General features: G+C 37.2%; 15 protein-coding genes. 6 read left to right on the forward strand and 9 right to left on the reverse strand.

Annotated elements, in window-relative coordinates:
• Window positions 1-30: 30 nt before the first annotated feature.
• From CXF71_RS19485 to iscX, 4 genes are all read right to left on the reverse strand, one after another.
• Window positions 31-1,191, reverse strand: coding sequence for a bifunctional tRNA (adenosine(37)-C2)-methyltransferase TrmG/ribosomal RNA large subunit methyltransferase RlmN (locus CXF71_RS19485; protein ID WP_101234584.1), 1,161 nt, complete (start codon window positions 1,189-1,191; stop codon window positions 31-33).
• Between the two features lie 307 nt (window positions 1,192-1,498).
• Window positions 1,499-1,930 (reverse strand): nucleoside-diphosphate kinase, encoded by a 432-nt coding sequence (gene ndk, locus CXF71_RS19490; RefSeq protein WP_101234585.1) that lies wholly within the window; start codon window positions 1,928-1,930, stop codon window positions 1,499-1,501.
• Between the two features lie 208 nt (window positions 1,931-2,138).
• Window positions 2,139-3,827 carry an NAD-dependent malic enzyme gene (locus tag CXF71_RS19495; protein WP_101234586.1) on the reverse strand — a complete coding sequence of 563 codons (1,689 nt, stop codon included), beginning with the start codon at window positions 3,825-3,827 and terminating at the stop codon, window positions 2,139-2,141.
• 251 nt (window positions 3,828-4,078) lie between these two features.
• The gene (iscX, locus tag CXF71_RS19500; RefSeq protein ID WP_101234587.1) at window positions 4,079-4,285 is read right to left on the reverse strand and encodes a Fe-S cluster assembly protein IscX; all 207 of its coding nucleotides are present in this window, start codon (window positions 4,283-4,285) and stop codon (window positions 4,079-4,081) included.
• A 390-nt stretch (window positions 4,286-4,675) separates the two neighbouring features.
• On the opposite strand from iscX, the gene CXF71_RS19505 reads away from it, so the two are divergent.
• Window positions 4,676-5,134, forward strand: a complete 459-nt coding sequence (locus CXF71_RS19505; protein ID WP_101234588.1) for an Lrp/AsnC family transcriptional regulator — start codon at window positions 4,676-4,678, stop codon at window positions 5,132-5,134.
• Window positions 5,135-5,400: 266 nt separating this feature from the next.
• Window positions 5,401-5,637 (forward strand): TonB-dependent receptor, encoded by a 237-nt coding sequence (locus CXF71_RS19510; RefSeq protein WP_101234589.1) that lies wholly within the window; start codon window positions 5,401-5,403, stop codon window positions 5,635-5,637.
• 33 nt (window positions 5,638-5,670) lie between these two features.
• On the opposite strand, the gene CXF71_RS19515 is transcribed toward CXF71_RS19510, so the two are convergent.
• A complete protein-coding gene (locus CXF71_RS19515) occupies window positions 5,671-6,597 on the reverse strand; it encodes a putative porin (protein ID WP_157826805.1) in 927 nt (308 codons plus the stop codon).
• A 200-nt stretch (window positions 6,598-6,797) separates the two neighbouring features.
• Between CXF71_RS19515 and CXF71_RS19520 the strand changes: the two genes are divergently transcribed.
• Window positions 6,798-7,058, forward strand: a complete 261-nt coding sequence (locus CXF71_RS19520) for a DUF2164 domain-containing protein (RefSeq protein WP_101234953.1) — start codon at window positions 6,798-6,800, stop codon at window positions 7,056-7,058.
• Window positions 7,059-7,126: 68 nt separating this feature from the next.
• Here the strand turns inward: CXF71_RS19520 and CXF71_RS19525 are convergent, their stop codons facing one another.
• Window positions 7,127-9,325: a M3 family metallopeptidase gene (locus CXF71_RS19525; protein WP_101234591.1), complete on the reverse strand. Its 2,199-nt coding sequence runs from the start codon at window positions 9,323-9,325 to the stop codon at window positions 7,127-7,129.
• A gap of 288 nt (window positions 9,326-9,613) precedes the next feature.
• Window positions 9,614-9,970: a hypothetical protein gene (locus tag CXF71_RS19530; RefSeq protein ID WP_101234592.1), complete on the reverse strand. Its 357-nt coding sequence runs from the start codon at window positions 9,968-9,970 to the stop codon at window positions 9,614-9,616.
• A 373-nt stretch (window positions 9,971-10,343) separates the two neighbouring features.
• On the opposite strand from CXF71_RS19530, the gene CXF71_RS19535 reads away from it, so the two are divergent.
• From CXF71_RS19535 to CXF71_RS19545, 3 genes are all read left to right on the forward strand, one after another.
• Window positions 10,344-11,879, forward strand: coding sequence for a HAMP domain-containing sensor histidine kinase (locus CXF71_RS19535; RefSeq protein WP_101234593.1), 1,536 nt, complete (start codon window positions 10,344-10,346; stop codon window positions 11,877-11,879).
• A gap of 128 nt (window positions 11,880-12,007) precedes the next feature.
• Window positions 12,008-12,469, forward strand: coding sequence for a hypothetical protein (locus CXF71_RS19540; RefSeq protein WP_157826806.1), 462 nt, complete (start codon window positions 12,008-12,010; stop codon window positions 12,467-12,469).
• 20 nt (window positions 12,470-12,489) lie between these two features.
• Window positions 12,490-13,866, forward strand: a complete 1,377-nt coding sequence (locus CXF71_RS19545) for a sigma 54-interacting transcriptional regulator (RefSeq protein WP_101234595.1) — start codon at window positions 12,490-12,492, stop codon at window positions 13,864-13,866.
• 127 nt (window positions 13,867-13,993) lie between these two features.
• On the opposite strand, the gene CXF71_RS19550 is transcribed toward CXF71_RS19545, so the two are convergent.
• Both CXF71_RS19550 and CXF71_RS19560 read right to left on the reverse strand, forming a co-directional pair.
• Window positions 13,994-14,902 carry a tetratricopeptide repeat protein gene (locus CXF71_RS19550; protein ID WP_101234596.1) on the reverse strand — a complete coding sequence of 303 codons (909 nt, stop codon included), beginning with the start codon at window positions 14,900-14,902 and terminating at the stop codon, window positions 13,994-13,996.
• Between the two features lie 306 nt (window positions 14,903-15,208).
• Complete coding sequence (locus tag CXF71_RS19560; protein WP_101234597.1) at window positions 15,209-15,895, reverse strand: alpha/beta hydrolase; 687 nt, start codon at window positions 15,893-15,895, stop codon at window positions 15,209-15,211.
• Window positions 15,896-15,934 lie beyond the last annotated feature (39 nt).

The following is a 15,934-nucleotide window of genomic DNA, read 5'->3' on the forward strand; positions in this document are numbered from 1 at the left end:
TTTTTTCACTAAAAATCAGTATGCTAATGGTTAAACTATTTTTATAGAGATAGTGTCAGCTTTAGACTCATTTTTCAATGAACTTATTTCAGCGTTCTTAGCCGCATTTATAACACTTCGCTTAGTTCTATCAAAAACATCACCAGCTAACTGACCACAAGCCGCATCAATATCACCACCACGTGTACGTCTAGTGATAACAGTTAATCCATAACTTTGTAATACTTTATCAAAACGATCAATACGAGAGTTACTTGAACGCGTATAAGGCGAACCTGGATATGGATTAAAAGGGATTAAATTAATCTTACTCGGTAAGCCTTTTAAGGCATGCGCTAACTCATGTGCTTGATCAGTACTGTCATTAACGTGATCAAGCATAACGTATTCAATAGTAGCTTGTTTATTAGCTTTTGAACCATCTATATAACGACCTGCCGCCGCAATGAAGTCTTCCAATGGATACTTTTTATTAATGGGTACTAGTTCATCACGTAACTTATTGTTTGGTGCATGAATTGAAATAGCTAAAGCACAATCAATTTTCTCTTTAAGCATATCTAATGCAGGTACTACACCTGAGGTACTCACTGTTACGCGACGCTTAGATAGGCCATAACCTAAATCGTTTAACATAGTATCAAGGGCAGGAATTAAATTTTTCATATTTAATAAGGGTTCACCCATACCCATCATTACAATATTGGTAATAGGGCGGGTACCGGCAATACGGGTTGCGCCAATATCATTAGCAACACGCCATACTTGACCAATAATTTCGGCCATAGATAAATTGCGATTGAAGCCTTGTTGAGCTGTAGCACAGAAGGTGCACTCTAACGCACAGCCAACCTGAGATGATACGCATAACGTAGCACGATCATTTTCAGGGATCCAAACAGTCTCTACTTCCTGTCCGCCTTCAAGTTTTAAGGCGTACTTAATAGTACCGTCTTCTGACACTTGTTTTTCAGAAATTTCCGGTGCTGTAATTACGCAGCTGCGCTGTAATTTCTCACGTAATTTCTTATTAACGTTAGTCATTTGTTCAAAGTCACTGTAACCAAAGTGATAAATCCACTTCATGATTTGATCAGCTCTAAATGGCTTTTCACCAATAGATTCAAAGTATTCACGCATACTTTTATGATCAAAATTAAGTAGGTTTACTTTTCCGTTTACATCACTCATAGAACAAACTCTCAATAACTAAGATTAAACCGCTTGATAAAGCAGCCTAAAAAACAAGGCGCATATTGTACACTTTTCAAGCAACAATCGCAATTTTACTAGGTTTATTTTAAGAGGTATTTATTTTCCACTTAAAATAATAAAAGGATTTTACCGAAACCAGTAAAATCCTTTCAATTCGCTTCAATTAAAATTGAATTAACAATATGCTAATTTGTTCAAGATTGAGGAGCTAGCGCAGAGCGTAGTTTACTACGTGAGCACTTGCGACAAAAATATTGAGTAAAGAAGCAATTGTTAAGCAATATTAACGAGTGCGTGGACAAATCTCTTCGTCTGAGAAGAAATATGCAATTTCACGAGCTGCTGATTCTAAAGCATCAGAGCCGTGAGCAGCATTTTCGTCAATTGAATCAGCAAGATCAGCACGGATAGTACCAGCAAGTGCTTCAGCTGGGTTAGTAGCACCCATGATTTCACGGTTTTTAAGAACAGCATTTTCGCCTTCTAAAACTTGAACCATTACAGGACCTGAAGTCATGAATGAAACTAAAGCGCCAAAGAAAGGACGTTCGCTATGTTCAGCGTAGAAACCTTCTGCTTTTTCTTGGCTTAAGTGAATCATTTTAGAAGCTACGATTTTTAAACCAGCAGTTTCAAAACGGTTGTAGATTTGGCCGATAAAGTTTTTAGCAACTGCGTCTGGTTTTACGATAGAAAAAGTACGTTCGATAGCCATGATAAGCCCTTTTAAATTGATTAAAGTTAAGTTAAAAATAGTAATTTATATTAAAATTTTTATAAATTATATATAGCCATTTAGTAAAATGACTATAATTTTGGGCGCATTATAGACGAAAGTACTACAAAAAACTAATGAAATCGCGTTTAAGCAATATCATTAGTTTAGTTAGAGACTAACCATTGAAAGCGTTGTTCAGATCCACCTAAACACTTATTCTGCGATATTGGCGGTACACTGGTTTCCAGAAGTTTCTGTCTATTTTAGCCAGTAACTCTTCATCACTCATAGGCAGAGCTAGGTTTTCTCTAAAAGCAACTTGTGCAATGGCAAAAGCAATATCTTTACTCAATTGTGCAATAGCAGTTAATGGGGGCAGTAGTTCATTCGATTCATTATTCGCTAAAGGTGACGCCGCCGCTAAGGTTTCACTTGCCACTTGTAACATATCATCAGTAATACGACTGATATTTGCTGCAACAACAGCTAAGCCAATGCCCGGGAATATGTAACTATTATTACACTGTGCAATAGGATAGGTTTTACCTTCGTATTCAATAGGCTCAAACGGACTTCCCGTCGCAATAATCACTTGCCCTTTTGTCCAATTAATTACTTGGCTTGGCGTTGCTTCTACTTGACGAGAAGGATTGCTCAACGGGAAGATAATTGGCATTTCACAATGAATCTTCATTGCGGTAATAACTTGTTCGGTAAATAAGCCTGCTTGACCTGAAACACCAATAAGGATATCAGGTTTCGCGCCGTGCATTACTTCCACAAGTGTAGCGAACTCTCCGGCAACATCCCAAGCCGCTATAGCTTCATTGCTTTGCACTAATTTTTGCTGGAAATCACGAAGACCTTCCATACCTTGCGTTAACAAGCCAAACCTATCAACCATAAATACTTGGCTACGTGCTTTTTCCGCTGAAATACCTTCGCTCATCATTTGACTGATAATTTGCTCCGCAATACCACACCCAGCCGAACCAGCACCAACAAAGGCGACGCTCTGCTCTGATAATTTTGAACCTTTACTACGACAAGCCGCAAGTAAAGTCCCAACAGTAACGGAAGCGGTTCCTTGAATATCATCATTAAAACAACAAATTCTATCTTTATAACGTTGTAATAAGGGCATTGCATTAGGTTGAGCAAAGTCTTCAAATTGCAACAAAACATGCGGCCAACGACGTTTAACTGCACTAACGAATAATTCTAAAAATTCATCATAAGAATCTTGATCAATACGCTTATGTCGCGCGCCCATATACATTGGATCGTCTAACAGCTTTTGGTTATTAGTGCCCACATCAAGCATTACCGGTAAAGTATGCGCGGGACTAATACCACCACATGCAGTGTAAAGAGACAGTTTTCCAATGGGAATACCCATGCCGCCAATGCCCTGATCGCCTAGACCTAAAATACGTTCACCATCAGTAACCACAATGACTTTTACTTTATTTTTAGTCGCGTTACGTAACATGTCATCAATATTAAATCTGTCTTCATAAGAAATAAACAAACCACGAGAACTGCGATAAATATCCGAAAATTGCTCACAAGCATCCCCTACCGTCGGGGTATAAATAATAGGCATCATTTCGGCAAGATGATTTTGTACTAATTTAAAAAATAAAGTTTCATTATTATCATGGATCGCACGTAAATAAATGTGTTTATTGATATTCGTTTGAAAGCAGCTGTACTGACGGTATGCACGCTCAGCTTGCTCATCAATGGTTTCGAAGCGTGGCGGTAAAAGCCCTGTTAAGTTGAAACTACCGCGCTCTTCTTTACTAAAAGCGCTCCCCTTATTTAATAGCGGGGTTTCTAATAGTGAAGGTCCTGCATAAGGTATATAAAGTGGGCGTTTAGATTGAGGCATTGGGCTGGCTACTTATTTGTTTGGTGAATAATGAATATATGCTTAATTAATGACGTAAAGTATAAATGATATTGATCCTGCTGCAAAGCATGAGCATGGTTGAATATGCTAAAATTGAGAATAATTAGTTGAATCGATTTAAAAAAGATATATCGATTCCGCAATGCGAAATAAGTATGCATTTTTTGACAAAAAATATGTATTAGCTACGCCTGTAATTTCACATCTCTAGAGAAAACGAGCTAACGTCACTAATCAACCTCAGCCATCCAAGCCAATTGAATAGCTTCGAGCACGCGTTCTCCGCAATGTTTAGGATCATCATCAAAGCGTTCTAACTCGAGTATCCATTGTCTTAAATCGGTGAAATGTAACTTAAAGGGGTCAACGTCAGGATGTTGTTCAATTAAGTCCAAAGCAATCTCTTGTGAGTCACTCCAAAGTAGTCCTTTTGACATATTATTTTGCCTATGATTAGTTAAGTTACTTTAGCTTTTTTCCTGTTAGATATTAGCAACTCCCGTTGACCAATAAAGCCAGAAACTAAAATAATAATTGAAAGAAAAAGAAATCTACAATTAACATTAGTAGAAGCCATATGAATAGCAACCTCGCTTTTCGACAGAAAGAGCAATCGGTAAGCCACCACTTTTTAAGTTTACTCTTCATTTTCTCTCCACAAAAAACACTTTGTATTTATATTGACGTATTTAGTCCTAGATATTATAGCCATTACTTTCCAAAAAATAATATGTAAAATCTATTTCAAAGACAATGTTAGCAATCTACTGCTAATATATGTCAATAATGCGGTTTTATATACCACATATAACAAGTAAGGCAGTAACATGGATTCTTTTGATAAGCATATTTTAAGCATTTTACAAAAAGATTGTACTCTATCAACCAGTGACATCGCTGAGCGCGTTGGTCTATCGACGACACCTTGTTGGCGAAGAATACAAGCGATGGAGAAGTCAGGCATTATTAAAGGACGTGTTGCGCTTGCTGACCCCGAAAAGTTAAACGTAGGTTTATCTATTTTTGTCATGGTAAAAACTAATAAACACAACCCTGATTGGCTGGCTACCTTTGCTAAGGTGGCAGATGATTTTCCTGAAATTGTTGAATTCTATCGCATGAGTGGTGATGTCGATTATTTACTTCGCGTTGTCGTTCCAGATATGAAAGCCTACGATCGCTTTTATAAAGAGCTTATCACGCGCGTTGACTTCTCTGACATTAGCTCTAGTTTCGCTATGGAAGAAATTAAATATACCACGGCGCTACCCGTTGATTACATTTAAATCGACGTGATTCTCGCATGCCAAAACTAACCATTTTGAGTCAATTTTTACATAAAATTTATTAAAAATGATCAGCGGCAGCATTTATGGCTTGGAGTTAAACTTATAACAAGAACTTTTACAGCTTAAGTATTATTACCAATTACACCTAAATTAAAGGGGACAGAAAAGATGCCCTGACTGGCGAAAATATCAATATTCAAGGAAACTCAAAACACAGTAGCAACTTAACCACCTATTATGAAAATGACTGGTTAAGTACACGTTTGTCTTATAATTTCAGAACTGAATTATCTACTGCCGTGGGTGAGGAGATTACTGATGATTATGGTCAATGGGATATTAACGTAGCATTTAACGTAACCGACTATCTCTCAACAGTATTTGAAGGTATTAACGTAACCAATGAAATAATTTATACCTATGATCGCAATGAATATGCACCCATTGGTATATATAAAAATGGCCGACGTTATTACACCGGTCTAAGGGTTGGTTTTTAGGTTATCGATAGTAGTATCGGCCAGTGAACTTTGCTAAAATTGCGCAGAAAAGCTGAAATGCCCCCCCTCATATTCACTTTGATTTTTATCACCCGAAACTGAATTATAACCAGCTTGTATTGAGTAATTATTATCTATGAAATAACGAACACCGACACTATAAAAATCATTATCTGCATACGTAACTGACACCGATGTTTTATCGTCATAATAGTAGCTACCATTGATACTCCAGTAATCCTTTGAAAAAGCATTATCACGGTTATTTAGAGTATAACTCCCGCCAAGTACCAAGTAACTTTGCTCTGCAATACCAAAAAAATATTGAGATGACAACTGATGAACATCAAAACTGTCATCAACACCATAGGTAAAACCAATGTAATCTGTGTCTGCTAATTGTAAATTATAGCGAGCGCTATAGCTAAATGTGTCTTCGCCATCTTCATCCTCGAGATAGCCGGCTTGAATTACAAAGTTATCAGTAAACAAGTAACCTAACTTTACTGATAAATCGTTACCACTGTCATCATAAGAAAATTCATTGTAATCTCGTCTGGATTTGTTATAGCTATAACTTCCGCCTAAAATAAAACTATTGGTAATCCACTCGCCACTAACTCCTACTTTATTGTTGCTGTAATCGCTATTAAAATTATTGTCATTATTAACAGCAAAATACTCGGAGTTCCGATTACTGGAAAAAATAGAAATAGTGCTGCTGGTATTAATATAATCAAACTCATTTAGTGGGCCTAACGACTGTCTTTCATCAAAATAGTATCGACTAGATAATGAAAAATTATCTGAGTTTCCTTTACTAGAATAGTTATATTCTGATGCGTTAAATGAGGACTTGTTTTGTGAATAGCTTAAATGAGTAAACGATTGGTAACTTTCAGCAAGTACAATATTAGGTAACAGTAAAGTAGCAAGACAAGATAGTTTAAATAGTTGCAAAGGGTATATCCTTATTATTTTGATCCATGTTAAAAAGCAAAACAAATATGACACTAAAGTTTTATGAAATCTACTAATCCATTAATAATATTACACTTTTCATACAAATCACCCACAAAACAACACAATAATAAAATACTATCCCTTTACTGGTATCGCTCGGTATACTAGCCGATATAATTATTTTATTGATGACTAAAATGAGCACGATTAAATTCTCAAGCACAGAAACAGAACAACTAGTAACTAAAATCCAAGGCTATTTTTCTAATGAACTTGACCAAGATCTTGGTCAATTTGATGCAGAATTTTTATTGGATTTTTTTTCTAAAGAAGTGGGGGCTTATTTTTATAATCGTGGTTTGTTTGACGCACAAACAGTAATTGCTGCCAAGTTAGAAAATGTTGCTGAAATGGTACACGAAGGTATCAGTGAAATAGAGAAGCCTGTCAGTAAGTAGCCTTACTTTTAGTTATAAAAAAACTCGCCGAAGCGAGTTTATTTTATACAACAATAGATAGTTTCTATTTACTGTTCTTTATTAGTTTTTACTGGAAAGCCACGATCACGCATTAACGCTTCAACTTTCGCATCACGACCTCTAAACGCACGGTAAGCTTCACTTGGGTCAACAGCATTGCGAACACTAAATAAATGCTCTACCAATTTATCGGCAACGTCTTTATCGTAAAAACCACCAGGGGCTTGTGCAAAAGCTTCTGCCGCATCAGACGTTAATACTTCTGCCCACATGTAACCATAATAACTTGACGCATAACCTTCACTGCTAAATATATGGCCAAATTGCGGACTACGATGACGCATGACAATTTGCTTTGGCATTTTTAACGCTGCTAATGTCTCACGTTCAAATTTATCTGGGTCAATGCCTGTAGGGTCAACAGTATGAAACTTCATATCAACTAACGCTGAAGCTAAATACTCAGTGGTACTAAAGCCTTGATTAAACGTTGCTGCTTGTTTTATTTTAGCAATTAGTGCTTTAGGCATAGGCTTGCCTGTTTGATAATGCACAAGATAGTTATTAATCACTTCATCCGTTGCTAACCAACGCTCTAATAATTGAGATTGAAACTCAGTGTAATCACGTACACCTGAATTAAGTGTTGGGTACTCAACTTTAGACGCTAAAAAGTGTAAAGCATGACCAAATTCATGGAAATATGTTTCAGCATCTGACCAAGAGATCAGCGTTGGTTGCCCAGCTACTCCTTTAGAGAAATTAGAGTTATTTGATGAAAGTACATTTTTCTTGCCTTCAAACGTTGTATGACTACGATACGTAGTTGCCCATGCACCTGAACGTTTACCTTTGCGAGCAAATGGGTCTAAGTACCATAAGCCTATATGTTCACCTGAAGTTTTGTCTTTTACTTCCCAAACGCGAACATCTTCATGAAATACCGGCACAGAGCCATCAGTCACTTCTGTAAAGTTAAAGTTAAATAAACGCCCCGCAACATAGAACATAGCTTCACGTAGATTATTTAACTGTAAATACTGCTTAACTTCATCAGAGTCTAAGTCATATTTATCTTTACGTACTTTCTCCGCATAGAAACGATAATCCCATGCTTGTACTTGCTCTATACCGTCTTGTTTTTTACCAATAGCGAGCATGTCAGCAACTTCTTCATCAACCCGTGCAATAGCAGCAGGCCAAACAGACTCCATCAAAGCAATAGCATTTTCTGGTGATTTAGCCATACGGTCTTCTAAGCGCCATGAGGCATAGTTCTTATAGCCTAATAGGCCGACACGCTCATGACGTAACTGTAAAATTTCCGCGATAATGGCATTATTATCAAAGTCATCACCGTTGTCTCCGCGACTATAATAGTTTTGCCAAACTTGTTTTCTTAACATGCGCTCTGTTGAATAGGTTAAAAAGGGATCCATTGAAGAACGAGTATTGGTAATCGCATACTCACCTTCACGGTCTCGTTCGGTCGCTGCTGCTGCCGCAACATTAACAATAGAGTCAGGCAAGCCACCCAATTGAGCTTTGCTTAAGTAAACAACATAGTTTTCTTCATCTGCTAAAACATTATTACCAAATTTTGTTTGCAACTGCGCTAAACGTTGATTAATTAGGGCATAACGCTCTTTATCACTATCATTTAAGGTAGCGCCATCACGTGAAAAACTATTATACGTTAAGAAGACTAAACGTTGTTTTGCCGGACTCAGTGTTTTAACTTCATCTGAATTATAGACAGCTGAAATACGATCAAATAATTGTTGGTTTTGCTTGATGGCCGAAGAAAATGTAGATAATTTTGGTGCTAGTTCCGTTTGAATTTTTCTAAATTCAGTACTTGATTTATTAGCACTCCAAATACCGTAATAAGTGAAAATTCGATCTAAGTCACTACCCGTTTTTTCCATAGCCACGATGGTATTTTCAAATGTTGGCGCTTGCGTATTATTAGCAATCAAATCGATTTCAGCTAGATTAGCTGCCATCGCTTGTTCCATCGCTGGTACTAGCCCTGCTAAAGTTACTTGATCAAAGGCAGGAACGCCTTGAAAAGGACCTTGCCATTTAGCCAAAAGAAGTGCTTTTGATTCGGCTACTGTTTGAACGCTCGCAGTAGCTTTATTTATTGTATTAGCTGCGGGCTGTACATTAGTCGTTTCAGTTGCGGTTGAGCACCCCATTAAAATACTAGAAACTAAAAATGCTTTGATAAACTGAGGTTTCATTGAATATTCTCTTTTTATAGTAATTACGCTTAGTCTAGCAAGCATCGACTGGAGAGGATATATCAACAACAACCGTTTATCGCAGTAACTATACGGTTAATCTTGTTTATATCTTTAACGCATAAAAAAGGCCGACTACCTAAGTAGCCGGCCCAAAGGGGAGTGGAGTTATAACAAGTCTATTAAGTAATTTTCTCTGTCCGTAAGAATGACGACTAAATGATTTGATATGGGTTGGGAGCTCCCCTTTAAACGGTGTCGAGTATGTCCGTACTCGTTATTTATTTGCTATTTTGTTGCCGCTGCAGTTGTGGCAACAAAATCAATTAATTCTTGTTCTGTTAGTGATTTATCCGCATTACTATCAATTTGTGTAAATGACTTTACTAACCACTCATTCTTGCCAGCAACAACTTCTTGTTGGCTTAACTTGCCATTTTTGTCAGTATCAAGTGAAGTGAAAGTAAATTTGTCGTTCGACTCTTCTACCGCTTCAACTACTGCTGAGCTAACTGAGTTTTCTGCATGTACGACAGTGTTATCCTCAGTAGTATGAGCTAGAGCATCATCAGCATTGACGAAAAAAGAAGCCATACTTACGGCTACAACAAATGCGGTTACTTGCGTTAAACTGATACTATTCATGGTGATCCTCATTTTTAATATTAAAGCGTTTTATTTGCGCTAGTTAAATTCATTATCGATAGAGACTTAGCATAGAATGTGCCAACAACATCAAACTTTTGATTTAAATGAATTTTAAATCAATGTTGTTCTTTATTTCAATCTAAGCCCACAATAAAGTGTCGCCAAATACCAACACAATAAAATATTAGCGATTACTATCAAGTAATACCCTTACAGAAAAAACAATAAAACATTAACTTACAATAACTTAGTGCAGAATAATTTATTACATATGCTTGTCTCAAAATAAAGACACCCTTGTTTTTATTTTATTTTTATCATACAAAGGTCATCTAGTTATAATCACCGTAAAACGTTCAGGCTAAATTTCATGACTCTCCTTAGCAAACTAAAAAGAAAGAAAGCATTACTAAGGCAGTTCACACTTTCCTTTTATATTTTTAGTCAGTCGCTTCTGAACAAGACTTCCATTAATAAGCTGACATTAATTGGCTTTACCTTTGTTGCTATGCCGTTAGTGATGGCTTTACTCTTTGGTGCTAATAAAGTGAGTCAATTAGCTAAGCAAAGTACTAGCGCTATTTATCATGTTGCGCAATTAACTCAACTTAACAATAAACTCGATGACACTATTGCCAAAATAGAGCGCTCGGCGAGTCAATATGTCGTACTCAAAGATGGTGAATTACTTACAGTATTTAGTCGCCACCAAAAAGTGTTAAAAAGTATCATTAAAGAAACATCAGCTAAACAGCAAGATAATGCGCTAAAAGAGCAGCTCACATCGCTACAGGTTGAGAGCGATAGACTAAGTGCTTTGATGCTAAGTGATGTAATTGAGACGCTGTCATTAACGCAAATTCAACAAGAATTCAAACCATTACATCTTATTAATAAAAAGCTAGAGAAACGCAGTAACTTTGTCGTTAATCAACAAGTTTTAAACATACATCACACCACGGAAGATATTAGTAATAATATCCTTGAACGTTTATATATTATTCCTATCACTCTCTTGATTGCTGGTATTTTCATCATTTTGATCACGAAACCGTTAAAACGGCTCACTGATAAAATAAAACTATTAGAGCAAGGAAATTTCGAACAAGAAATCAACTTGCATGGCCCTGCCGAAGTCAGGGAAATCGCAGATGCGCTAGAGAATATGAGGCAACGCCTCCATGCACTTGAGTTACAAAAGTCGAGTTTTATTCGGCATATATCCCATGAGTTAAAAACGCCACTCGCTGCGATTAGAGAAGGCACAGAGCTTATCTATGATAATAGTGTTGGTCCCCTCAATGAGGATCAGCAAGAAATTTGCGACATCATTCGCACCAGTGTAAATCGCTTACAGCGCTTAATTGAAGACTTACTTGATTTTAATATTGTATTGGATTCAACCAGCTTACATGGCTTAGATAAAATTAGTTTATCTGAGCTAATAAGTGATGCTTGCAACGTTAGGAAACTCGATATTAAATCTAAAAATTTGCTATTGAAATGTAATAACAGCCCTTATTATATTTACAGTAATAGCAAACAACTCAGTGTTGTTTTAGATAACATTCTTTCTAATGCGATAAAATATTCCCCCAGAGACGGAAATATCACCATAACTTATAGCAGTAGCAAGGAGTACATAACCATTAATATAATTGACCAAGGTCCTGGGATAGACCCATCACTTTGCGAGAAAGTATTTGATGCTTTTTATCAAGGGACAGCACCGATAAACAGTCAAATAAAAGGTAGTGGTTTAGGGCTAACTATAGTCAAAGAGTTATTGCTGCGCCTTAATGGCAGTATCAAAATAATACCGGCGAATAAACTCAGCGCTACCACTACAAACGGTACCTGTGTCAGCATCACCTTACCCAATACGCAAACAGATAAAACCTTATGAAAAAAATGAAATTTAGCGTAAGAACTTCAATAATTAGCAGGACTAAACACTGTTTTTCGATAACGTTTATTATCCTATTAGCGAGCTTATCAAGTGCTTGCCAAATTACAGCACCAGTAACTGGCACAATGACTGAGACTACTCGGGGTTCGGTTAAATATAGTCAGTATTACTTATGGTTAAAAAGCTTAAATAACAATCAGTTGTTACTGGAAGAGCATAAACAGCACTCATTACTGACGAGTGAAGTTAATGGCAAAGCACTTAGCCAAGGTAAACTCATTTTAATTTATAGTTTGCCAAATTCGACTATTCATCAGCCTTATAAAGCAAAACGACTGCTCAATGAACATTTATTAGCGAGCAATAGCATGAGTAAAGAAAATTTGGCCTTTACCATGTTATTAAGGGATCAGTTAAATACCCAACTGCATTTACTTGAAAAACAAACACTGTCTGAGCAAGAATTAACTAAACAGAGTGATGAGCATCACGCGATAATTGAGCAATTAAATCAACAATTAAACCATGTAAACCAGCAACTGATGTTACTCAAACTAATTGACCAAAATATTAACGAGCGTGGCTAAGCCATGAGTGAGAACGTTTTATGAGCCTAAGCACCCAAAAAATCCCCCGTAATTCAGCCAAAATCCTCATCGTAGACGACGATCCTAGTTTATTACGTTTACTCAGCATTCGTTTATCCGCTGCTGGCTATAATGTTGAATCCGCTGCCAATGCAAAAATAGCCTTAGGGACATTGCAAAACTTTGTTCCTCAAGTTGTTATTAGTGATTTGCGCATGGAAGGTATGGATGGCATGGCTTTATTCGAACAAATTAGAGTACAGCATCCTAATATCCCGGTGGTGATAATGACTGCCCACGGCACCATTCCTGATGCGATTAATGCAACTAAGCAAGGTGTCTTTAGTTTTTTAACTAAGCCTTTTGAAAGCCAAGAGCTGTTAGACACTGTTGAGCAAGCAATACGCTTGCAGCCTTCAAGTGGTGAGCAAACGTGTGAAACTGAACTATGGCGTAATAATATTATTAGCCGCAGTACTGTGATGACTTCACTATTACAGCAAGCTAAACAAGTGGCTAACAGTGACTTTAGTGTACTTATTCACAGCCAAAGCGGTACCGGTAAAGAACTGCTGGCAAAAGCTATTCATCAAGCCAGTAATCGTAAAGATAAGGTTTTTACTGCCATCAATTGTGCAGCGATCCCTGAACAACTACTTGAGTCTGAGCTATTTGGTCACATTAAAGGAGCATTTACCGGTGCAGAAAGAAATCACCAAGGTTTATTTCAAGCAACCGATGGCGGAACTTTATTCTTAGATGAAATTGGAGATATGCCACTAAGCTTTCAAGTGAAACTATTACGCGTTTTACAAGAAAGAGAAATCAGACCGGTAGGCAGCACGCAAGCGGTCAAGGTGGATGTACGCATCATATCGGCAACGCATGTTAATTTAACTAAAGCCATTAAAACAGGTACCTTTAGAGAAGATTTGTATTACCGATTGAATGTGGTTGAGTTGGAATTACCAACATTAATGCAACGCCGAGAAGATATTCCACTGTTAGTACAGTACTTTTTAAATCAAGCGGTTGCTCGTTCAAACGTACCAATAAAGAGCATTAGCCAAGAAGCTATGGAATTACTTATTAGTGCACCTTGGCCGGGTAATATAAGACAACTGCAGAATGTTGTAGAGCAAAGTATTGCGCTGTCGAGTGAAAGTGTCATCAGTGCAAACTTAGTAAAAAATGCATTACGTGATGATTCAACTCAATTCCCCTCTTTTCAGCAAGCGCGAGATCATTTTGAGCGGGATTATTTATCTAAATTATTAAAGATTACTGCGGGAAATGTATCTCAAGCGGCACGAATTGCTCAACGTAATCGTACCGAATTTTATAAATTATTAAATCGTCATCATTTAGTCGCGGAATCATACCGCGAAGACTCATAAATATTTTATGTAAAAAGGAAGCCACATCAAAATGATGTGGCTTCCTAGTATGGTACCCAATCTTGGTGTAGTTTGGGAATTTAAAAAGTTTACTGGCTAATAAAGTGTAATGCTTTGGTAACAGTCTCTAATTAAGCTTAAAGTCTACCTTTCTCACTTTAATATTCACGCCAGCATCAGTTAACTCTTGGTAAAAATCGCCCTCTTGGCAATAACTCACTTGTCGACAAACAATCACGTACTTAAGTACGCCAGCTTTATCACTTTGCAATGCGGCTTGTTTAAACCAATACATCGCTTGGCTAAGATCCTTATCAATATATTCACCGTTCAAGTACATTTGAGCTAAGTTGATTTGCCCTTGAGCAAAACCTAATTGAGCTGAGCGACTGAAGCGCTCAAAAGCTTGCTGTAAGTTATTCTCTTGGTAACTCGATGTTTTAAAACTTAATCCCGCAATATTTTCTCGTTTACCGGGAATATATAATGTTGAACCCAATTCAGGTTTAGGATCATTAATGTAATTTCCATAAAGCATATTTTGATCTGGCCGTTTAATCATATAAATAGCAGAAGACTCATGCATGGTTTTTAACTGGGACAGCTTTAAATCATAACGCTTAGACTCAAAGTAATCTTTATATCTCAATTGCCCATATCTGATACTATCTTTTAGTGATTGTTGACGAAGATAAAAAACATTACCGTAAAGCAGCGTCACAATATCACCGGTGATATCGACGACTTTGGCAATGCGATATTTTTCATTCGGTCTAAGATTTTCACTAAGAATACGAAAGTCTAAAAAATAAATATCATTCACTTTCGGGCTAACAAGGTAGGCTAAGCTGTTATCATCATCTTGTATGGACTGGTTTGATTTTTTATAAATAAAAAGACACAACGACACTAAGACAATAACCTTTAACGCGTTAGCAACCGTAAAATGACTCTGAAGTCTGATAACTGCGAGCCTCGCTTTTACTGTTGTCTTCATCGTACTGTCAATTCCATTTTGTGCTTTGACGTTATCCATTCATCATCCTTAAGTTTTAAATGCCAATTGAAAATAAGAGCCTGAAGTAGTTACGTATATACCCGTTCCTCTTGAAGATGCAGGTTTCAGCTGGAATTATAAACGCCTTTAGGCAAGGCATTGATTGAAGAGAATAGTTATTCTATTGTCGAAATCAATAACGCAGCATAAAGCGTTTATAAACCAGCCCTTTGGGGAAGCCTGAGCAAAACATACTCGTCGTTACATTTTTTTTTAAGGGAGTGACCATTAATAAAAAAATGTGCCTTGAATATGATTCGCTCAAGCTTCCTGAAACGAGCATCTTCAAGAGGATCGGGTATATAGTAACCTAGCTTGTAACCACGCAGAAATATCAGTGAGCTGCTCTGGTAATACAGAATGCTCCATTGGGTAACTCTGCCAAGTAACTTTATAATTTGCTGCTGTTAGCAATGTATTGGCCATTTTACCCGCACTCATAGGCACAACATCATCTCGCTCACCGTGGTTTTGTAAAATAGGCGTAGCAACATTAGCACTATGACATTGCTCTGGTAGTTTGTCTGCTGTTGGTAAATAACAAGATAAAGCTAAAATTCCCGCTAAACTTTGCGAGAACCGTAAACCGGTAAATAAACTCAATACGCCACCTTGGCTAAAGCCAGCTAAGACGATATTTTTAGCTGGTATACCCATATCAATTTGCTCTTGAATTAACGCTTGAACAAGCTTTTCAGAAGCTAATACACCGTCCATATCCGCACGGTTATGTAAATCCATGCTTTTGATGTCATACCAAGAGCGCATAACATAACCTTGGTTAATCGTTACTGCTTGCTCTGGTGCATGCGGGAAAATAAAGCGTATACCGTGATTTTCTGGTAAAGCTAACATTGGCACAATAGGCGCAAAGCCGGCACCCGAATCTCCCAGACCATGTAACCATATGACACAGGACGTTGCTGGGGATTTCGGCTCTATAGTAATTCGTTCAAGTGACATTGTTGACATAATATTTCAATGATTTATTCGTTAATAAAAAGATGCCAC

It is taken from the genome of Colwellia sp. 12G3, assembly GCF_002836775.1.
GTDB lineage: Bacteria > Pseudomonadota > Gammaproteobacteria > Enterobacterales > Alteromonadaceae > Colwellia.